The 20,593-nt window shown below is 65.3% G+C and carries 20 protein-coding genes; 10 read left to right on the top strand and 10 right to left on the bottom strand.

Annotated elements, in window-relative coordinates:
- Positions 1-99: 99 nt before the first annotated feature.
- Both Q7514_RS24145 and Q7514_RS24140 read right to left on the bottom strand, forming a co-directional pair.
- Positions 100-930, bottom strand: a complete 831-nt coding sequence (locus tag Q7514_RS24145; protein WP_330135792.1) for an oxygenase MpaB family protein — start codon at positions 928-930, stop codon at positions 100-102.
- Positions 931-957: 27 nt separating this feature from the next.
- A complete protein-coding gene (locus Q7514_RS24140) occupies positions 958-1,557 on the bottom strand; it encodes a TetR/AcrR family transcriptional regulator (RefSeq protein ID WP_330135791.1) in 600 nt (199 codons plus the stop codon).
- A gap of 102 nt (positions 1,558-1,659) precedes the next feature.
- Between Q7514_RS24140 and Q7514_RS24135 the strand changes: the two genes are divergently transcribed.
- The 5 genes from Q7514_RS24135 to Q7514_RS24115 all read left to right on the top strand — a co-directional run bounded on the left by Q7514_RS24135 (position 1,660) and on the right by Q7514_RS24115 (position 6,919).
- Positions 1,660-2,883, top strand: coding sequence for a cytochrome P450 (locus tag Q7514_RS24135; protein WP_330135790.1), 1,224 nt, complete (start codon positions 1,660-1,662; stop codon positions 2,881-2,883).
- Between the two features lie 76 nt (positions 2,884-2,959).
- Positions 2,960-3,520: a TetR/AcrR family transcriptional regulator gene (locus Q7514_RS24130; protein WP_330135837.1), complete on the top strand. Its 561-nt coding sequence runs from the start codon at positions 2,960-2,962 to the stop codon at positions 3,518-3,520.
- Between the two features lie 3 nt (positions 3,521-3,523).
- Complete coding sequence (locus Q7514_RS24125) at positions 3,524-4,750, top strand: cytochrome P450 (RefSeq protein ID WP_330135789.1); 1,227 nt, start codon at positions 3,524-3,526, stop codon at positions 4,748-4,750.
- Positions 4,743-5,528 carry an SDR family oxidoreductase gene (locus tag Q7514_RS24120; protein ID WP_330135788.1) on the top strand — a complete coding sequence of 262 codons (786 nt, stop codon included), beginning with the start codon at positions 4,743-4,745 and terminating at the stop codon, positions 5,526-5,528. Before Q7514_RS24125 ends, Q7514_RS24120 begins: the two co-directional genes overlap by 8 nt.
- Positions 5,525-6,919 (top strand): cytochrome P450, encoded by a 1,395-nt coding sequence (locus tag Q7514_RS24115; protein ID WP_330135787.1) that lies wholly within the window; start codon positions 5,525-5,527, stop codon positions 6,917-6,919. Before Q7514_RS24120 ends, Q7514_RS24115 begins: the two co-directional genes overlap by 4 nt.
- Before the next feature lie 6 nt (positions 6,920-6,925).
- Here Q7514_RS24115 and Q7514_RS24110 read toward each other — a convergent pair whose 3' ends face one another.
- Positions 6,926-8,146, bottom strand: a complete 1,221-nt coding sequence (locus Q7514_RS24110) for an RNA-guided endonuclease InsQ/TnpB family protein (protein WP_330135786.1) — start codon at positions 8,144-8,146, stop codon at positions 6,926-6,928.
- Between the two features lie 83 nt (positions 8,147-8,229).
- Here Q7514_RS24110 and Q7514_RS24105 point away from each other — a divergent pair, with 83 nt between their 5' ends.
- The 4 genes from Q7514_RS24105 to Q7514_RS24090 all read left to right on the top strand — a co-directional run bounded on the left by Q7514_RS24105 (position 8,230) and on the right by Q7514_RS24090 (position 11,841).
- A complete protein-coding gene (locus Q7514_RS24105; RefSeq protein WP_330135785.1) occupies positions 8,230-8,424 on the top strand; it encodes a ferredoxin in 195 nt (64 codons plus the stop codon).
- Positions 8,425-8,438: 14 nt separating this feature from the next.
- Positions 8,439-8,990 (top strand): nuclear transport factor 2 family protein, encoded by a 552-nt coding sequence (locus Q7514_RS24100; protein ID WP_330135784.1) that lies wholly within the window; start codon positions 8,439-8,441, stop codon positions 8,988-8,990.
- A complete protein-coding gene (locus Q7514_RS24095) occupies positions 8,984-10,243 on the top strand; it encodes a hypothetical protein (protein ID WP_330135783.1) in 1,260 nt (419 codons plus the stop codon). The genes Q7514_RS24100 and Q7514_RS24095 overlap by 7 nt, the downstream gene beginning before the upstream one ends.
- 89 nt (positions 10,244-10,332) lie before the next feature.
- On the top strand, positions 10,333-11,841 hold the full coding sequence (locus Q7514_RS24090; protein WP_408016174.1) for a GMC oxidoreductase: 1,509 nt from the start codon (positions 10,333-10,335) through the stop codon (positions 11,839-11,841).
- A gap of 83 nt (positions 11,842-11,924) precedes the next feature.
- On the opposite strand, the gene Q7514_RS24085 is transcribed toward Q7514_RS24090, so the two are convergent.
- Both Q7514_RS24085 and Q7514_RS24080 read right to left on the bottom strand, forming a co-directional pair.
- The gene (locus tag Q7514_RS24085; protein WP_330135781.1) at positions 11,925-13,388 is read right to left on the bottom strand and encodes an FAD-dependent oxidoreductase; all 1,464 of its coding nucleotides are present in this window, start codon (positions 13,386-13,388) and stop codon (positions 11,925-11,927) included.
- A 28-nt stretch (positions 13,389-13,416) separates the two neighbouring features.
- Positions 13,417-14,268 carry an LLM class F420-dependent oxidoreductase gene (locus Q7514_RS24080; protein WP_330135780.1) on the bottom strand — a complete coding sequence of 284 codons (852 nt, stop codon included), beginning with the start codon at positions 14,266-14,268 and terminating at the stop codon, positions 13,417-13,419.
- Positions 14,269-14,410: 142 nt separating this feature from the next.
- Between Q7514_RS24080 and Q7514_RS24075 the strand changes: the two genes are divergently transcribed.
- Entirely contained in the window at positions 14,411-15,064 is a 654-nt protein-coding gene (locus Q7514_RS24075; RefSeq protein ID WP_330135779.1) for a TetR family transcriptional regulator, read from the top strand.
- A 25-nt stretch (positions 15,065-15,089) separates the two neighbouring features.
- On the opposite strand, the gene Q7514_RS24070 is transcribed toward Q7514_RS24075, so the two are convergent.
- The 5 genes from Q7514_RS24070 to Q7514_RS24050 form a co-directional block, all read right to left on the bottom strand.
- Positions 15,090-15,935 carry a hypothetical protein gene (locus tag Q7514_RS24070; protein WP_330135778.1) on the bottom strand — a complete coding sequence of 282 codons (846 nt, stop codon included), beginning with the start codon at positions 15,933-15,935 and terminating at the stop codon, positions 15,090-15,092.
- A 179-nt stretch (positions 15,936-16,114) separates the two neighbouring features.
- Positions 16,115-16,222, bottom strand: a complete 108-nt coding sequence (locus Q7514_RS24065) for a methionine/alanine import family NSS transporter small subunit (RefSeq protein ID WP_330135777.1) — start codon at positions 16,220-16,222, stop codon at positions 16,115-16,117.
- Positions 16,219-17,781 (bottom strand): sodium-dependent transporter, encoded by a 1,563-nt coding sequence (locus Q7514_RS24060; protein ID WP_330135776.1) that lies wholly within the window; start codon positions 17,779-17,781, stop codon positions 16,219-16,221. Before Q7514_RS24060 ends, Q7514_RS24065 begins: the two co-directional genes overlap by 4 nt.
- 113 nt (positions 17,782-17,894) lie before the next feature.
- Positions 17,895-19,100 (bottom strand): lysylphosphatidylglycerol synthase transmembrane domain-containing protein, encoded by a 1,206-nt coding sequence (locus tag Q7514_RS24055; protein ID WP_330135775.1) that lies wholly within the window; start codon positions 19,098-19,100, stop codon positions 17,895-17,897.
- Positions 19,101-20,531, bottom strand: coding sequence for an HAD-IB family hydrolase (locus Q7514_RS24050; RefSeq protein WP_330135774.1), 1,431 nt, complete (start codon positions 20,529-20,531; stop codon positions 19,101-19,103).
- Positions 20,532-20,593 lie beyond the last annotated feature (62 nt).

Here is a 20,593-nt window from a genome sequence, read left to right as displayed (position 1 = left end):
GACTATAGTTCGGCACGCTGTGAGAACGCAATGGTTCGAGTGGATGTCGTTACGGGGGAGCCTGATACGACGAGGCGAGTGTGCAGACGTTCGGGCTCGTCAGAACACCCGCATGCCGAGGCGGCGTCGTGTGCGCATGTCGACGAGATAGCCGTGCCACAGCAGGCGCCAGACGTACGGGGTCGCCCGGTGGACGGCGCGCATCGTCCGCAGATATCTGTCGAATCGTCGTTGATCGTCGGCCGTCCAGTCGTAGTGCATGGCCTTCCGGAACTCCGGCGGCAACGCTCCCCGGGTGATCAACTCGAAATCTCGTCCGAAGATCTTGTGTGCGGCCCGTCCGGCACGGCCGAGTCGCACTTCGAGGAAGCTCAGATTGCACAGGCGGGTGAGATACCCGCGGACCTCGTCGTTCATGGAGATCCGGTCCACGCCCTCGCGCCAGAGCTCGTCGTACTCGTCCCGGGTCGTCGGCCAGGACTCGGGACGTACGTTCAGGGTGGTAGCCAGGGTGATGCCGTCGCGCAGGATGCTGCGGTATTCGGCTTCGGTCAGCGGGCCGTGCAGGAATTCATGCTGGTCGATGAAGTATTTCAACAGGCACACCGCCACCCAGAGCTGCAGCTTCGGTGAGTTCGCGCTGTAGGAGACCTCGGCGTTCGGTTCGGACACGACCCGGGCGTGGATCTTCCGCAACTCTTCTCGCAGATAGGCGCGGTCTGCGTCGCTGCCGAACACTGCAACCGCAAGGTAGGTGCCCGTTGTGCGGGCGCGCTTGATGGGATGTAGGTCGGCGCGGCCGGAATCGACGGAGCTGTCGACCACTCCTTGGCCGACGCCGGGATCGGCCAGCTGCATGATCACGTTGGCCGCGTTGATCGTTGCTCCGAGAGGAGATACGAGATCGCCGACCGTCTCGAGCGTGTGCACGGAACCTCCATCTGAAGACGACTGTAATCAGTTTACGTCGGCTCCGGACGGTGTGGGCAGGTGGGACAGCGCGCCCTGGACAACGGATTCGTAGATGCGGTCGAGATCGATCTCGTTGCCGAGGAACCCGCTGTTCTCGAGAATGGCGAAACCGTGTAGTGCCGAGAACATGCCGATCGTGATCTCGAGTGCTCGCTCTTCGGGCACTCCGCACGAGGTCAACATCGACCCCAGGGCGGCATTCGCATCGAGGCCTGCCGTGATCAGGCTGTCCCGGTCGACCGGCGCGGTGGTCAACGCCTGGTAGCGGCGCGGGTGTGTCGTGGCCCAGGAGCGGTGGGCATCGATCAACGCACGGAGGCCGTCCCTGCCGCTACGCCCCATCGCCACTTCGCGCAGGTGTATCCCCAGGTCTGTCATGGCGCGCGCCTGGACTGCGGCCCGGACGTCGTCGAGGCCGCGTACGTGGTTGTACAGGGAGGCGGCGACGATTCCGAGGCGGCCCGACAGGGTGCTCATCGAGAGCTGTTCCCATCCTGCCTCGTCGACGGCGTCGATCGCGGCGTCGATCACCTTGTCTCGCGTGAGGGTTCGTCGTCTGATGGGGCGGGAGTTGTCACGTGCCATGATTTCATTCTAAGGGGCTTCCATTACAAACGAAGATATGTAGTTTATAGGCGAGCGTCATTTGCCACCGACTCGTGAGCCCACCAATCGTTAGGCGCAGGCATGACTACATCCCGCATCGACCTGAAGAATCCCGACCTCTACACCGAGGGAGTACCGCACGATTTCTTCGACGACCTCCGCCGGCAATGCCCGGTGTACTGGCAGCCTGAGGATGACGGGCCCGGTTACTGGGCAGTGACCCGCCACGCCGACGTCATCGGCGTTTCGCGCGACGCCACGTTCTCGGCCGCGATGGGGTCCACGCAGATCGACGAGTTCGACGAGGAGACCCGACTCAAACAGGCCTCCATGCTTCTCAATCTCGATCCACCCGACCACACCCGACTACGTCAGCTCGTCAGCCGAGGGTTCACCCCGCGCGTGATCAAGCAGCTCGAAGGTCATATTCGCGACATCTGTACGCGCGTGGTCGACGACCTGATCGACGCGGGTCGCGACGGGCAGGTCGTCGACTTCGTTCCGGTCGCGGCTGCGCCGTTGCCGCTCGAGGTGATCGCTGCGCTGCTCGGTGCGCCGGCCGAGGATGTCGGCAAGCTCTACGACTGGTCGAACAGGATGATCGGCTGGGACGACCCGGAGTACGGCAGTACTCGGGAGGACGGCGAACTCGCAGCGGCAGAGGTCTTTCTGTATGCCAACGAGATCGCAGCACGACGACGCGTCGAGCCCCGTGACGACATCGTCACCAAGCTCGTCACCCCGGACGAGCACGGCGACACGCTCACCGAGATGGAGTTCGACATGTTCTTCGTGCTCCTGGTGATCGCGGGGAACGAGACTACTCGCAACGCGATCTCCGGCGGGATGCAGGCCTTCATGGGCCACCCCGATCAGTGGCGACGGCTCCAGGGCGAGCCCGGACTCCTGCCGAGCGCGGTGGAGGAGGTGCTGCGCTGGGTCAGTCCCGTCATCGGGTTCCGCCGCACGCCCACCTGCCCGGCCGCGATCGGGGACCAGGAGGTCGCTCGGGGTGACAAGGTGGTGGTCTACTACCCGAGCGCCAACCGCGACGCCGCCGTGTTCGACGACCCCCACGTCTTCGACATCGCACGCAGTGACAACCCGCACGTGGCATTCGGCGGTACCGGGGTGCACTTCTGTCTCGGTGCGCACCTTGCGCGTCTCGAGTTGAAGATCATGTTCGAGACTCTGGCGACGCGGCTCGACCGGATCGAACCGGCCGGGCCTGTGCGGCGTCTGCGATCGAACTTCATCAACGGAATCAAGGCCATGCCGGTGCGGATCTACCCGCGCCAGGGGTGAATTCATGCGTGCGCAGGTCGACGACCATTGCCGGACGATGGTTACCGTAGTAATGTCCAGACACGTGTCCAGAAATATGAATCTCGAATCCACCCGACGTCGGCTCACCGAACGCCAGGCCGACACCGTGCAACGGCTTACACAGGCCGCTGTCGAGGTGTTGGGTGAAGAGGGATTCGCAGGTCTGACCGTGCGCATCGTCGCGGCTCGCGCCGGCGTCGCTCCCGCGACCGCGTACACCTACTTCTCCTCCAAGGAACACCTTGTTGCGGAGGTCTTCTGGCGCCGACTCGCCGCTGCGCCGGTCGAAGACTCCGACCAGGCGGATCGGGCCGACCGCGTCGTGGCGGTGCTGCGGGGCGTTGCGTTGCTCATGGCCGACGAACCGGAGCTTGCCGCCGCGGTCACGAGTGCGCTGCTCGGCCGCGACCCCGACGTCGAGCATCTGCGTGCACGGATCGGTCTCGACATCCGCGAAAGGCTGTCCGCCGCGCTCGGAGACTCGCCCGACCCCGACGAGCTCGAGGCGCTCGAACTGCTCTACGCCGGTGCGCTCGTGCGCGCGGGAATGGGTTACGGAACATACGAAAAGCTCGCCGACAGGCTGGAAATCTCGGCCCGACTGTTATTGGAGTGATCCATGATCCAGGCTCCCCCGGAGTCCGTATCGATCGACCCACCCACGTTCGATCCCTACGACTACGCCTTCCACGAGGATCCCTACCCGACCTATCGTCGACTGCGTGAGGAGGCACCGCTCTACTACAACCCCGACCTGAACTTCTGGGCGCTGTCGCGTCACGCCGACGTCGTCGCCGGTTTCCGCGACAACGCGCGGCTGTCCAGCGCGAACGGCGTCTCGCTCGATCCCGCCGCATACGGGCGCAATGCCCACAAGGTGATGTCGTTCCTCGCGATGGACGACCCGAGGCATATGCGCATGCGACAACTCGTGTCGAAGGGTTTCACCCCGCGGCGGGTTGCGGAACTGCAGGAGCGGACTCTCGAACTCACCCTCGGGCACCTCGAACCAGCCCTCGCCGGAGGAGAATTGGATTGGATCACCGACTTCGCAGCCAGGTTGCCGATGGACGTGATCTCCGAGCTCATGGGAGTTCCCGAGGCCGATCGCGCCGAGATCCGACGACTCGCGGATCTCGTCGTGCACCGCGACGAGGGTGTGCTCGACGTCCCGGTCTCGGCGATGGAAGCATCGCTGCACCTCGTGGGCTACTACGCCGACATGATCGCAGAGCGCCGGAAGTCGCCGACCGCCGACCTCACCTCCGCGCTGCTCGACGCCGAGATCGACGGCGACCGACTCGACGACGACGAAATCATCGGGTTCATGTTCCTGATGGTGGTGGCCGGAAACGAGACCACCACCAAACTTCTCGGAAACGCGCTCTACTGGGGCGCGAAGAACAAGAGCGAAGTGTCGCAGGTACTGTCGGATCCGGAACGCGCACCCGAGTGGGTCGAGGAAACCCTCCGGTACGACACATCGAGCCAACTCGTCGCGCGCACGGCCGCCGCGGACATCGACCTGCACGGCGCCACCATCCGCTCCGGCGACAAGGTGCTGTTGCTCATCGGATCCGCCAACCGCGACTCCGAGGTGTTCGACGACGCCGACGAATTTCGTCTCGGTCGCGACACCGCTGGCAAACTCGCGAGTTTCGGTGCGGGAGTGCATTTCTGTCTCGGCGCCCACCTCGCGCGACTCGAAGCCGACATCGCCCTCGAACAGTTCGCCCGTCGGGTCGCCGACTACGAGATCGACTTCGACCGCACCGAGCGGGTCCACTCCACCAATGTGCGCGGCTTCGCCGCCCTCCCCATGAAAGTGACGGAGCGACATGCCTAGATTCGAGCCACACCCCGAGCGCCGGCCCGCGCTCGTCAGCGGTGCGTCGTCGGGAATCGGGACGGCCACCGCATACGCACTCGCCGAACTCGGTCATCCCGTCGCGCTCGGCGCCCGCCGTGTCGAGGAGTGCGAGGCGATCGCCGAGAAGATCCGTGCCGAAGGCGGTGAGGCCTTCGCCCACTACCTCGACGTGTCGTCCACCGACTCCGTCGATGCGTTCGTCGAGGCATCGGAGGACGCGCTCGGTGCCACCGAGATCGTCGTCTCCGGCGCCGGTGACATGGATTTCTCACTCGTCCACGAGATGGACGCGGAACGGTTCGAGTTCCAGGTGAACGTGCATCTGAATGGCACGCAACGCCTCGCGCGGCGTGTCCTTCCGGGAATGATCGAACGCAAGCGCGGCGACTTCGTCGTGATCGGATCGGACTGCGCCGACGTTCCTCGTCCGCGGATGGGCGCGTATGTGGCGGCGAAGACCGGTCTCGAAGCCCTCGTCGTCCAACTGCGGATGGAACTCGAAGGGACCGGGGTGCGTGCGTCCACCGTCCGGCCCGGTCCCACCCAGACCGGCGCCGGAATGACGTCACCGGCCGAGGTCGTGGGCCCGCTTCTCGCTGATTGGGAGCGCTGGGGTTTCGCTCGGCACCCGTATTTTCTCCGCGCGTCGGATATCGCCGCCGCGGCAGCGACCGTGGTGTCGGTACCCCGCGGCGCCCACATCGTGCTCGTCGAGGTGCAGCCCGAAGCGCCCCTGCGGAAGGAAGACAAGTGACCACTGGGACATCGAACAGCGGGGCACCACGCGCGGCCGTCGCACCGCCCCGAGTCTCCGGCGGTGAACATGAGCACGGACACCTCGAAGAACTGCGCACCGATCCCATTGCCCTGATGAACCGCGTCCGCGACGAATGCGGCGACGTCGGCATCTTCCAGCTCGCCGACAAGACGGTCGTGCTGCTCTCGGGGGCCGAGGCCAACGAGTTCTTCTTCCGGTCGTCCGACGAAGAACTGGACCAGCAGGCTGCCTACCCGTTCATGACGCCCGTGTTCGGGGAAGGTGTCGTGTTCGATGCGAGTCCTGAGCGACGCAAGGAGATGCTGCACAACACGGCATTGCGGGGCGAACAGATGCGGGGGCATGCGGCGACCATCGACCGCGAGGTCCAAGACATGGTCGCGGGGTGGGGAGAGGAAGGCGAGATCGACCTCCTCGAATTCTTCGCCGAGCTGACGATCTACACGTCGTCGGCGTGCCTGATCGGCAAGAAGTTCCGCGACGAGCTCGACGATCGCTTCTCGCACCTCTACCACGACCTCGAGAAGGGCACCGACGCACTCGCTTTCGTCGACCCCTACGCACCGATCGAAAGCTTCCGCCGTCGCGACGAGGCCCGCCGTGGACTCGTCGACCTGGTGCAGGGCATCATGAACGGCCGGATCGCGCATCCGCCGCAGGGCAAGGAGGACCGCGACCTGCTCGACGTGCTCGTGTCCATCAAGAACGAGGACGGCACCGAGCGGTTCAGCGCGGACGAGATCACCGGCATCTTCATCTCCATGATGTTCGCCGGACACCACACCACCTCCGGGACTGCGGCGTGGGCATTGATCGAACTGTTGCGCACACCGCAGAGCATGCAGCAGGTGACCGACGAACTCGACGCGATCTACTCGGATGGCGCGGACGTGAGTTTCCATGCACTGCGGCAGATTCCGAATCTCGAGGCAGTACTCAAGGAGACGCTGCGGATGCATCCGCCGCTGATTCTGCTGCTGCGGGTTGCACGCGGCGACTTCGAGGTGGCCGGCTACCGCATCGCCGAAGGCGATCTCGTCGGCGCGACCCCGGCGATCTCCAACCGTATCGCCGAGGACTTCCCGAATCCCGATGTGTTCGACCCGGGCCGCTACATCGACCCGAATCAGGAAGACATCGTCAACCGGTGGACGTGGATTCCCTTCGGAGCAGGCAGGCACCGATGCGTCGGGGCTGCGTTCGCATTGATGCAACTCAAGGCGATCTTCTCGATCCTGCTGCGCGACTTCGAATTCGAACTCGGTCAGCCTGCCGACACCTACCGGAATGATCACTCGAAGATGGTGGTGCAGCTCGCGCAGCCGTGCACGGTGCGGTATCGGCGCCGCACCCGGGAAACGGAGTAGTCTTGACTACTCCCCGCCCTGAAGGACGGGGACTCTCGGACTCACATCCGAGAGTTCCTGTTTCACCGGCGAGTGCGGACGGGAGGACCCGTGCCGTCTGACATCGCCTCCGCAGGCGTTTGGTGTCTCCGCCAGCCCGGCGGCGACAAGGATGTTCTGCGCGGCATTGACGTCCCGGTCGTGCCGGGTACCGCAGTCGGGGCACGACCAGTGCCGTGTCCCGAGGGACAGCACGGCGAGCAGATGCCCGCACGCACTGCACGTCTTCGAGCTGGGACACCAGCGGTCGATCACCACGAACCGGCGTCCGGCCCGCTCGGACTTGTACTCGAGCATCGACCGGAACTCACCCCACCCGCATTCGCTGATCGACTTCGCCAACCGACGGTTGCGGACCATGTTGCGCGGGGCGAGGTCTTCGACGGCGATGGTGTCGAACCGTGCCACGAGATCCGTGCTGGTCTTGTGGAGGAAGTCACGGCGGGCATCGCGGACACGGGAGTGCGTGCGTGCCACCCTCGAACGTTGCTTGGCGCGGTTGTTCGAGCCCTTCTGCATCCGCGCCAGGCGCCTCTGGTGGCGGCGCAGGCCACGTTCGTGCCGGGCCATGTGCCTCGGATTCCCGATCTTCTCCCCGGTCGAGAGGACCGCGAAGTCCTTGATCCCGAGGTCCACACCGACCGACTCGCCCGTATCCGGCAACGGAGCGGGATCGGTCGTGTCGACGGCGAACGTCACGAACCACCGCCCGTCCGCCTCGCGGGAGACGACCACCATCGTCGGGTCGAGCCTGGCAAGGTCGATGCCGGGCCAGGACCACGCCACCTTCATCGGCGCGGTGGTCTTCGCCAGCCACAGCCCGTCCGGTTTGATGCGGAACGCCGAGCGGGCGTAATGCGCGGACTGGCGAGAATGCCGGTTCTTGAACCGTGGGTACTCGGCGATGCCCTTGAAGAACGACTGGAACGCGGTGTGCTGGTGGCGCAGCGTCTGCTGCAGCGGCACCGAGGACACCTCGCCGAGGAACGCGAGCTCCTCGGTTTTCTTCCACTCGGACAGTGCGGCGTCGGTGTCCTTGTACGAGGTCGATTTCTGCTCGGTGGTGTACCGGCGTTGCCGGTCGGCGAGGGTCTTGTTCCACACCACGCGCACGCAGCCGAACGTGCGGCGCAGCAGCGCCGACTGTTCGGGGTCCGGGTAGGCCCGGACCTTGTACGCGGTCCTCATCTGCCCATGACAACAGAAGGGTCCGACATGTCGAACGCCATTCCTGCCCGCCGTGAACGGCGGGGCATCCTGGCGAGGTCCCGGTGAAGATCGAAGTAGATCTCGACCTGTGCCAGGGACACGCCATGTGCGAGATGGAAGCACCCGGCGTGTTCCGAGTCCCCAAACACGGCACCGTGGAGGTTCTCGTCGACGAGATCCCCGAAGACCTGCGCGACGACGTCGAAGCCGCCGTCCGCTATTGCCCCACCCGAGCATTGCGACTGATTCAAGACTGACCTCAGGAGACGCCATGTCCACGTTCGACCGTGCTGAGCTCGACGAGATGATTACCCGCTGGATCGACGCCAACAAGCGGGCCGAGGAGGTGGGTGATTGGAAACCCCTGGCCGAGATGTACACCGAGGATGCCACCTACGGGTGGAACTACGGTCCCAAGGACGATTTCATGGCTGTCGGCCGCGACGAGATCCGCGAGCTCGCGCTGGGCCAGGAGATGCGCGGTCTGGAAGGGTGGGAGTACCCCTACCAGCAGCTGATCGTCGACGACCGTACCGGCGACGTGATCGGTATGTGGAAGCAGATCGCCGACGCGAAGCGCGACAACGGCGAGCACTACTCGGTGCACGGCATCGGTGGCAGCTGGTTCCGCTACGGCGGGAATTTCCAATGGTCGTGGCAGCGCGATTTCTTCGATTTCGGGAACGTGTCGCACCTGTTCCTCGAGATGATCACCGACGGGGCGCTGTCCGATGGCATGAACAAACGTATCGAGCGTTCCACGTCCGGTAAGCGTCTTCCCGGCTGGTACCCCGCGGGCCAGGCACCGGTGTCCCTGTGGTGACCACGGTGCGGACCGGTGCCTCGTTCGAGGCGTTGTCGCGGGAGGATCTCGCGATTCTCGTCCCGGAACTGTTGCTGTGCGGGCAATTGATCGACCGCTCCGGCATGGCCCATCTGATCTCTGCGTTCGGCCGGGGGGGAATGGCGGCCATCGCGATCGAAGAATGGCAGGCATCCTCGCCCTGGTACACCCGGCGCATGCAGCGGGCGCTGAAGTACGAGGGCGACGATGTCGTGACGATCTTCAAGGGCCTGCAACTCGACATCGGTGCGCCACCGCAGTTCATGGACTTCCGGTTCCGCGTCGACGACCGCGATCACGGCGAGTTCTGGCTCGACCACTGCGGCGCGCTCATGGACGTCGAACCGCTCGGAGACGAGTACGTGACCGCGATGTGCCACGACATCGAAGACCCGACCTTCGACGCCACCGCGCTCGCGACGAATCCGCATACACAGGTGCGACCCATCCACCGCCCGCCGCGACGTCCCGAGGACCGGCACCCGCACTGCGCGTGGACGGTGACGATCGACCCGGCATATGTTCCGCCTGCCGTCGAGCCTCACACCGAAGCGCTGGGGCGAACCGCGGCGAGGACAGTCGAGCTGAGTCCGATCGTTCCTGGCGGTGGTGGACGCGACGATTACTCGGGACCGTTGCTCTCGGACGTGCGTTTCGGCGACTTCTCGCATTCGGCGCTCGTCCGGATTGCTGAGGAGGTGTGCCTCCAACAGCACATGCTCACCCTCGGGTTCCTGATCGGTGTGCGCAAGCGCACCGACGAGGCGTCGGCATCCACGCTTCTCCGGAAGCAACTCACCGGTATCGCCGGGCTGACGTCGGAACGGCTCCGCAACGCGCTCGGCCTGTCCGGCACGTTCGACGACCTGGCGACAATCCTCGGCATCCACCCCGTCCTCGCGCCGTATCAGTACGTCGGGCGCACGATCGAGAACCGCGATGATCACCTCCGGCTGCGCATCGGCCGTGGCTCGGGCGTGGACATCGACGGCGGGTGGACGACTTTCATCGACGCCGACCACCTCGGGCCACTCGATGCGCTCGTCCGCGGGGTCGACCCGCATTTCTCGACGCGGCTGGTGGCGGAGTCACCGGACGCATTGGTTGTCGACGTGATCCGAGAGGACACACCGGCGCGTGAGTCCAAGGACGTGCAGATCACCAGATTCAGCTCGGGCGCGGAGTTCGTCTTCGCAGACCGGGGAATTCCGCTGCCACTCACGGTGCTCTGACATCCGAGGTTCTGACCGAAGGGGAGACCTTGAGTACTGCGCTGTCTCGCAGGGCTTTTCTGGGCGGTGCCGCAGTCGCGGCGGTGGGTATGACCTTGTCCGCGGTTCCGCGCGCTCGCGCCGCGGTCACCGAGGAACGCCACCGCGCTGTCGTCATCGGAAGCGGGTTCGGTGGTGCGATCACTGCGATGCACCTCGGGCGCGCGGGCGTTCAGACCGTCGTATTGGAACGTGGCATCCGGTGGCCGACCGGGCCGAATGCCGAGACGTTCCCGCATATGCTCCAACCCGATCGTCGAGTGTCCTGGTTGTCGCCGATACCGGTCATGCCGGGGACACCGCCGGTCCCGACGGAGTCGTTCACCGGACTCATCGAACGCGTTCCCGGCGACGGGATGGACATCCTGTGCGGAGCAGGGGTGGGTGGTAGTTCCCTTGCCTACCACGGCATGACATTGCAGCCGGATGGCGAACGTTTTGCCCGGTCGGTGTCGACGTCGATCGACTATGACCGCCTCGATTCCGACCACTATCGCCGTGTCGAGCGGATGCTGCGGGCGGCGACCATTCCGGACGATGTGCTCGGCCACGAACGGTACCGATCGTCGCGCGCATTCCTCGACAGCGCGGACGCGGAAGGGTACGAGACCTTCCGGGTGCCGATGTCGATCGATTGGGACTTCGCGCGCCGCGAGCTCACCGGCGAACTGAAGCCGTCGTACACGACCGGTGATGTCATCTACGGGGTCAACAACGGCGGTAAGTTCTCCGTCGACGTCACCTATCTCGCGGAAGCGGAGGCGACGGGTCACGTCGATGTCATGGTCCTCCACCGGGTCAACGACGTCGAGCGCGGGCCGGATCGAACGTGGATCACCCATGTCGACCGGATTCACACCGACGGAACCGTGCTGGAGCGCAAGCGGATCGTGTCCGACGCACTGTTCCTCGGAGCGGGGTCGGCGGGGACGACCCGCCTGCTGATGAAGGCGCACGGCAAGGGTCTGATCACGGATCTCCCCGACGCGGTGGGAACAGGCTGGGGAAACAACGGCGACAGGGTCTTCTCGGTGACATCCCCCCTGGCGAGTCCCGGAGCATTCCAAGGCGGGCCTGCGTGTGTCGGCATGCGCGACCATTCCGACCCTGCGGGTGCCCTGATGATCGTCACGGGACCTGTCCCGTTCCCGGCGGACATCGGCACGACCTCGGTGATCGGGCTCGGAGTGGTGAAGGGACTCGGCAGGTGGAGCTACGACGCCGAACGCGACGACGCGGTACTGAATTGGGAGCAGGCGTACGACCGCGCGCTCACGCGTGCGATCGAATCACGAATCCGTCGTATCGTGGGTCCGGCGGCGATCATGATCGACGTCAATGCCGTGGACATCAACACGTTTCATCCGTTGGGCGGAGCCCCGCTCGACACGGTGTGTGACGACGCGGGCCGTGTTCTCGGCCAGCGGGGACTGTACGTCGTGGATGGTGCGAAGATCCCGGGGTCGACGGGAGCGTGTAATCCGTCGATGACGATCGCGGCGCTGGCCGAGTACGGCGCGGACGACATCGTCGCCCGCGACCTCGGCACCGTGTTCTGACCGTTGCAGAATGGCCGAATGTCACCTTTGGTCGATGTGAGTGGCCAAAGGTGACATTCGGCCGAAAGTGCAGGAAGGGGGCGTCAGCCCTTGGCGGCGGAGATTCCTGCGCGTCGGCCGAAGAAGCTGCCGTCGCCGAGCGAGGTGCCGCTCGCATAGCCCCAGGCGCACACGCCCGACGTGCAGCGGCCCGCCGCGTAGAGCCCGGGGATCGGCTCGCCCGAGACATGCAGGACCTCGGAATCGACCGTGGTGCGCAGACCACCGAGTGTGAATCCGGCGGTGCAGTTGCGCAGATCCAGTGCGGCGACGGGTGTTCCGATCGGTTTGACCCATTCGGACTTCTTGCCGAGCACCGGGTCGGAACCGTCGGCTGCGTGCCGGTTGTACACCTCGACGGTGGACTGCAGCGTGCCGGCCGGTAGGCCCATGTCGGATTCGAGTTCGTCGACGCTCTCCGCCACCCATTTGGGCTGGAATCGGAAGTACGGAGTGGAACTGACTGTTGCGCATCCTTCTTCGTATGCGCTCTCGTCGATGATCAGGTATGCCTGATTGTCGTTCTTGAGCAGTGTCTGCTGCCCGATGCGGCCCGGGTAGGTGTCTTCGGGGACGTAGCGCTGGCCGCGGGCGTTGACGAGTATTCCGCGTGCCATCAACTGCGGGTCGCCGAAGAATGCGACCTCGGTCGCGTCCATGTGCGCGAGATCGGCGCCGAGTGCCTGGGCCATACGGATGGCGCGGCCGTCATGTTCCTCGATGGCAGCGGCGGGCCGGCCGTTCAGTTGCGGCGCATAGGTGGCGACCATGTCTTTGTTGTACGCGAAGCTGCCGGTGGCCAAGACGACACCGCGCCGAGCGCGGACGTGGACGTCCTTGCCGTATTGCTTGGCAGCGAGGCCTACGACGCGTCCGTCGCCGTCGATGATGAGTCGCTGCACGCGTACGTCGTATTCGGCTCGGACACCGAGTTCTTCTGCCACCTTCGACAGCGGCTCCATGAGCTTGAAGCCGCCGCCTTTCTCCCCGGTGCGCTTGTCGGTCATCTGCGGGACGTGACCGCGCGGCGCGGGCGTTGCTATCTCGTTGAAGGGCGCCGAGTTCTCGCCGCCGGAGAACATGAGGCCGTCGTCGCCGGGGATCTCCCAACCGGGTTCGCCCCAGAAGCTCTCTTTGAACACGACGCCGTTGTCCACGAGCCAGTTGTAGTGTTCGACGCTGCCGTCGCAATACTCCGAGATCTTCGCTTCATCGGCTCCCGGGCCGAGTGCGGCGAGCATGAAGGCCTTCATGTTCTCGGCGGAGTCGTCGAATCCGAGCGCCTTCTGCAGCCCGGTGCCTCCGCCGAGGTAGACGATGCCGCCGGACAGGGACGCGGCTCCGCCCCACCCGCCGGTGCGCTCGAGGACGAGGACCTCGGCGCCGCTGCGGGCGGCTTCGATGGACGCGGACACGCCCGCGATGCCGTATCCGGCGACGACAACGTCGGCCTCGTGATCCCAGGTGATGACCCGGTCGGCGAGCAGGGGATGGACGTCGGTGCTCATGTAGTGATCCATTTCTGGTGCAGGTGGGTCAGGAAGCGAGGCCGAGCTTTCCGGCGAGACGGCCGATGTACGAGACGACCTCGTCCGCGGAGCGATCGGGGAGTCCGAAGATCACTTCGGTGACGCCGGCGTCGCGCCACTGGGCCAGTTGGTCCGGGTCGGGGCGACCGGCGAGCGCCAGCACCTGGGGTGTGCCGGTGCGTCCCGCGTCGGCCCACATCTTGTGTAGGCGCCGCACGTTGTCGACGATGTCGCGCTCGGTGGGGGTGGTGATCCAGCCGTCGCCCGAGCGGACGATCCATTCGAAGTTCCGGTCGGTGGCACCGGCGCCGAGCAGGATCGGGGGGCGAGGTTGCTGCAGTGGTTTGGGCCACGCCCAGCTCGGCCCGAACGATACGAACGTGCCGTCGTAGGACGCTTCTTCCTGGGTCCACAGCGACTGCATGGCTTCGACATACTCGCGCAGCGCTGTCCGCTTCTTCTTCGGCGGGACGCCATGGTCTGCGAGTTCTTCTGCATTCCAACCGAATCCGGCGCCGAGGACGACACGACCGCCGGTGAGGTGGTCGAGCGTGGCGATCGTCTTCGCGAGCGTGATGGGATCGTGTTCGAGGGGGAGGGCGACCGAGGTTCCCAGCCTGATGGTGGAGGTGACGGCTGCGGCGAGGCCGAGTGCGACCCACGGGTCGAGGGTGCGCATGTACCGGTCGTCGGGGAGGGTCTCGTTCCCGGTTCCGGGGTGTGCGGATTCGCGCCGGACCGGGATGTGTGTGTGTTCGGGCACGTAGAAGCTGTCGAAGCCCGCTTCTTCTGCGGCTTTCGCGGCGACGTCGGGTCGGATTCCCCGATCGCTCGTGAACAGGGTGATTCCGTGGCGCACAGTGACCCCTTCTCATCGGATGACGCAGAAAATGTAACGCGTTCTACCTCTGGATGGAAGGGTTTCCGGACAGGTGTCTAGTATTTCTCGGTCGATGCGACAGCTCCACTATCCTGGACCTGCACTAGCGGAAGGTGACGTGATGACGGAAGAGTCGGCCATGGGGGCCGAGGCACGGAAACGTCCGGTTGCCCAGTCGCCGGGGTCAGGGCTGAAGCCGGCGCAGCGTGCGCGGTATCTGAGGATCGTCGACTCTGCGAAGCAGCTCGCGTCCGAGGGTGGCTACGACGCCGTGCAGATGCGTGCTGTCGCGGATCGGTCGGGTGTCGCGCTCGGCACGGTCTACCGGTACTTCCCGTCGAAGAACCAGTTGCTCGTGGTGGCGATGGTGACCCAGTTCGAAGAGGTCGGCGAGTATTTTTCCGGCGCGGATCTTCCCGGCGACACACCGCACGAGCGGATCATGGGTGTCTTGCGCGCGTCCGTCTCGAGGTTGGAGCAGGATCCGAGGCAATACGATGCGCTCGTGCGTGCCGTGATGTTCGCGGATGCGTCGTCGGCTCCCGAACTGGATCGGCTCGGGCAGGTGCTCACCGAGCTGTTCGCGAAGTCGGCCGGTATCGAGATCGTCACCGAAGAGGTGCTCAACGCGGTGCGCATCGTTGCGGACGTGTGGATGTCGACCTTGGTCGCCTGGGCCAATGGCCGGCAGAGTGCCGAGGGCGTTCTCGCTCACATGGACACTGCGGTGCGGTTGGTCTTCGATCGCCTCGAACGGCTGCAGCGGGCGGGCTGAGCCCACCCGCTGCAGCCGGGAGGTGTCAGGCGGGCACGTCGACGATGCCGACGGTCGGTAGGAAGAAGCACGACGACTCGCCGTTCTGTACCGTGCCGAACACGGCGGCCAGGACGGTGCCCGCACCGGTGTCGACCGGCGCAACACGCACGCCGCCGAACGGAACGGTATCGGCGAGGAACTTGGAGATCGCTGCCTCCACCATCGGTCGCATGTGTGCCGGGATCGTGTCGGGGATCGCCGCGCGCGAGGCTTCGTCGAGTGTGCCCATGGGCACAAGCCCGCCCTGGAGGGTGTTGACGTTGAGCCACGCGAGCTGGATGCCGTCGGCGTTCGCGTCGTCCTCCAGGCCCATCGGCACGAATGCGAACAAAGTCTGTGCAGGGTCCACGACGTCGAGGGAGAACTCTCCGATGCTCTGCCCCGGCCACGGGCCGGGTACTGCGCCGGCCAGCGCAGGGGCGATTCCGAGGGGCAGGTTGCCGTCGGAAGTGCAGAATGGCGCGCCGGTGGGGTAGAGGAACGGCTCTACGCCGAGCCTGCGCAGGAATTCGGTCCCCTCGTCGTAGACGGCGAGCGGTGTGCCTTCGGCCGCGTCGACGGCACTGCCGCGCGCCCCGGCGATGGCCTCGGCCGCGGCAATCGCAGCCTGGTCGGCGCCCGGTGTCGAGCGCAGTACGCCGAGCGCGGTGGCAATTGCGCTGTCGGCTGCGGGCGTGGGGATATCGGCAGGTGCGGGCGCGTCGACTACAGGTGGTTCCGGTGCCGGTTGTGCGGTGGCGACGGCGGGCAGTGCGAGGCCGGCCGCGACGGCCAACGTGGCCGCGGCGGCGAAGGGGCGCATCCGGGGGCGCGTGGTCCTGCGGGTCATGTGTGCTCCTGTGCATCAGGTCTCGACACGTCGGTCTCGACACATCGTTTCAACACTGCTTCAAACACTCAGCCTCAAGTAAAGGTTGAGACTGTTGAGACCCAGGAAAGCACAAGGGCGGCGCTCCGGCCAGAGCGCCGCCCCGTGTGTTACTCAACCGACACTGTGTGCCGAGCAGATCAGTCCACTTCGTCGGGGTGGTTTCGCAGGTGAATCACGCTCGCGATCAGTCCGCCCCACAGGGTGGCCAAAGCGAGGACCATCATCACGATCGCCGAGGTGTTCACGAGTTCTCTCCCTGCTGTGTCTTGGTGAGTACCGGACGGTTCTCGTCCAGTTCGAATTCGTCCTCGATGCCGCGGCGCCACGGCACGAACGACATGGCGACCGCCAGCACTATCACCGCGACCTGCACTCCCCATCCGAAGACGGTCACGAGATCATCGGGCAGACCCCCGTACCCCTCGTCGATGCGGTCGCGAATCTCACTGAAGAGCATGTAACCGAGCACGACGGGTGTGATGACCCCGACGAAGATCTGCCAGCCCAGGCCCACCTTGAACGACGACACCGAGTTGAGGTGGTCACGCAGCTCGGGTAGACGCCGCAGGATCCACGCGATCACGATGATGGCGACGAATGCGACGCCGACGATCCCGAACTGGTTCGCGAATCTGTCCACGACGTCCAACGTGTTCAGACCGGTCGTGGTGGGGAACAACAGCAGCGACACGATTGCCGACGCCCCGCCGATCGTCAGCACCGCGGGCACCTTGCCGAGGCCGGTCTTGTCTTGGAACGCCGCGATCGTCACCTGGAGGATGCTGATCAGTGACGTGAATCCGGCGAACACGAGCGACCCGAAGAACAGCACACCGAATATGGGTCCGCCGGGCATCTGCGACACGATCGTCGGGAAAGCGATGAAGGCGAGCCCGATGCCGCCGGCCACGACCTCGTCGACCGCGACACCCTGGGCCTGCGCCATGAATCCGAGCGCCGAGAACACGCCGATGCCGGCGAGCACCTCGAAGCTCGAGTTCGAGAAGCCCACGACCAGACCGGACCCGGTCAGGTTGGTCTTGCGCTTCAGATACGACGAGTACGTGATCATGATGCCGAAGGCGACCGACAGCGAGAAGAAGATCTGCGCGTAGGCCGCGATCCACACGCCGGTGTCGGTCAAGGCCTCCCAGTTGGGGGTGAAGAACGCGTCGAGGCCGACGGATGCGCCGTCGAGCAGCAGAGCCTGGACAACCAGCGCGCCGAACAGCACGACGAGCAGCGGAACGAAGATGCGGTTCGCGTTCCCGATGCCGCGCTGCACGCCGAGCGCAAGAACCACCAGCGTCGCCACCCAGACCAGCAACAGCGGCCACGCGACTCCCGGAACGAAACTCATCCCGAACGACGACTCACCGTCGACGTGGAGGAAGTCGCCCATGAAGAATTCTTCGGGGCTGTCGCCCCACGCCTCGGTCACCGAGAAGAAGGTGTAGCAGGCGGCCCACGCGATGATCACCGCGTAGTAGACACCGATGACGAAGCAGATCAGGACCTGCCACCAACCGATGAACTCACTGCCACGGCTGAGTCGCCGGAACGCCAGCGGCGGCGATCCTCGGAACTTGTGGCCCATCGCGTAGTCGACGAACAGCAGCGGAATACCCGCGGTGAGCAGAGCCACCAGGTAGGGGATGAGAAATGCCCCACCGCCGTTCTCGTACGCGATATAGGGGAATCGCCAGATATTTCCCAGGCCGACAGCCGAGCCGATGGCGGCCATGATGAACACGGACCGGCCCGACCAGACCTCGCGCTTGTGTGCAGCTTCGTGCTGTGCCACGAACCTTGTCCCTCCACTTGTTCGATTGCGTAGACGCTAGTCCTCACAGCGCCGGAATCGGAACAAATTCGGGATTCATGATCAGGTGTGGTGTCTGCACACACCCGACAGGATCAGTCCTGCCACAGCTTGTCGAGCCCAGGACCCGGGTCGTCGTCCTCGTCGTCCGGTGCGCCGCGATAGCGCAGGGCAAATACGATCCATCCGATCGCGGCGATCAGCACGAAGCTGACCAGGCGATACACAAGCACAGCGGACAGTGCCTCAGCGCCGGACATTCCGCTCGTCGTGAGGGCGGGGACGAGCACCGCGTCCATCACACCGAGGCCCGCGGGCAGCAAGGGAATCGCACGGCTCGTCGCGGTTCCTGCGGCGTAGGCGACGGCGATACCGGCGAGGCTGGGTGTGCCCCCGACGGCGTAGGCAGCGAACGCGAGGCATGCTCCGTCGCACACCCAGTTGAACAGCGACCAGCCGAAGGCACGTGCGGCATGCGGGCGATCGAGTTTCACGGCCCCGATCTGATCGACGATCTTGCGCCACGCCCGTGAACCGGCATCCGCGGGCTTCTTCCTGAGCCGGTTGAACCCTCGCAGTGAGATCAGGCCGATGGACTCGAGAGAACCGGGGTTGCTGGCGGCGTACTGGATGAGCACCAGGAACGCGGCGAGGCCACCGATGGAGAAGATCAGCGAGAACGGGTTCGTGGTGGCGCCGATCATGAGAGCACCCACGAGCCCGAGGAGCGCGAGCCCCGCAGCCTGGAGCAGACCGGCCATCACGAGCTGCCATGTTGCGATGACGGGGGCCGCCCCCCACTTGCGCATCTGCCGGTAGGTGAAGGTGGTTCCCACGACGGGGCCACCTGGCAGGGTCACGCTCATCGAGTTCGACGCGAGCGCTACGGCCAGCGATTGGCGAAGAGTCACCTTCACATCTGCGGCGGACAGCAGCGTGCGTTGCACGCTCGCGAAACTCGTCATCTCCGCAATCGATGCGATGATTGCGGCGATCACCCACCACCAGTAGAGGTGACCGAGACCGCTGACACCGTCGGTCAGCTCCGGCCACACGAGGATCACCTCGACGGTGAGCACCACCACGAGCAGGACGCCGACGATCCACTTCAGGTAGCGACGACGCTTCGGGGTGAGAGCAGAACCGTTGCCGTTGCTGCTGCTCTTGCCGGAGTCCTCGTTGCCTTTGCCCGGGTCCTCGTTGCCCGCCGAGCCTGACGTGTCGGTGTCACTCGTGTCGGAGGAGTCACTCGGGTCGGCGCCGTTCGTTGCCTGTTCGTCGGGGGTGTCGTCGTCCGTCATCTACGCGATCGGCCAGTCCGTGAGAGTCTTTCGGTACAGGTCTTCGACTGCGGTGATGTGCGTGTCGAGATCGGCGACGCGCCACTCACTCACATCGATGGGGTCGAGTACCGCGACGTCGACGGTGCCCGACCGGAGCAGGGTCGAATGCTTCCACAGTATCTCCCCGGCATTGCGGATCACCACGGGAACAATCGGGACCTGCGCCTGCATAGCGATGCGGAACGCGCCCTTCTTGAACGGCCCGATCTGCGGTGTGGGAGAGCGAGTGCCCTCCGGCGCGATGATGACCGAGGTGCCCTGTCGCAAGGTGTCCACTACGGGTGCCAGCGCCTCAACGGCGCGTTCGGTGTTGCCGCGGTCGACGAAGGTGGCACCGGCGAAACGCAACAGCGGACCGAACAACGGGTCGGTCGCCATCTCCTTCTTCGTGACGCCGGTGAAGTCGTGTCGCAGCACCTTGGCGAGGAGCACCGGGTCGAGCTGACTCTGATGGTTGAAGATGAACACCGCCGGGCGGTGCTCCCACGCGTTGGCTTCTCCGCGCACGCGCACGTCGATACCTGCGAGCGCGAGCGACACGTCGGATCCGATGTTCATGATCGAGTCGAGCGCAACCTTGCGGCTGCGATTGACCAGCCCGAGCCCGAGCCCCGTCCAGACGGAACCGACGATTCCGCCATAGGCGGCGGCGGTGCGCACCGCTTCCTTCACCCCCGGCGTACCTCGCGGTCGGAACCGCAGGATGGGCCACTTGCGTTCGCGTGCGATCCGGTCGAGCGTGCCGTCGGGGTTGGTCGCGGTCGGGTTTCCGGTCGTGGCGAGGAATTCGGCGTCCTCACCACCATTGGAGTAGGTGTAGCTACGTGGACCGTCGATCCCGTACTCTTCGATGAATGCGCGTGTGGCATCTGCTTTTCCGCTGCGCCACAATGACTTTCCATCGACTCTTCCGGTCAGAACGCCGTCGACCACCTCGAGCGGAGTGAACAGCACGTGCTCCACACCGAGTGCGTCGGCCGCCGCCTGGATCTGGTAGCGCGACGCCGACGACGCGATCACTACAGTGTGGCCGGCATTCTGGTGCGCCCCGATGAGCTGCCACGCCTCGGGGTACAGATGACCGGCGATCGTCGACATGAACAGGCGTTGCCCGATCTCGTACAGCTCTTCCTCGCTGTGGCCGCGCCACGCCTTGAACGCGACCGCGACGAAGCGCTCGAAATCGGCTTCGCTGTCGGTTCCGCGCAGACCGTTGACCATGGTCGACGCGAGTTCGGCTGCGGTCACCTTGCCCGCGAGGAGCCGGTCGCGGAAGAAATGCAACCCCGAGAAACCGTGCACGATGGTGCCGTCGAAGTCGAAGAACGCAGCCACCTCACGGCCCTGTGGCCCCGTCCGCACCCTGTGCAGTGCCTGCTCGATGTTCACCGGGACCTCGCCTGGATGCCCCGTCGTTCACGGCGGGCAGGAATGGCGTTCGACATGTCGGA

Source organism: Rhodococcus artemisiae, from assembly GCF_036327795.1.
GTDB classification, from domain to species: Bacteria; Actinomycetota; Actinomycetes; order Mycobacteriales; family Mycobacteriaceae; genus Rhodococcus; species Rhodococcus artemisiae.
The sequence above is the reverse complement of the archived record's forward strand: the minus strand, read 5'-3'. Positions and strand labels throughout refer to the sequence as shown.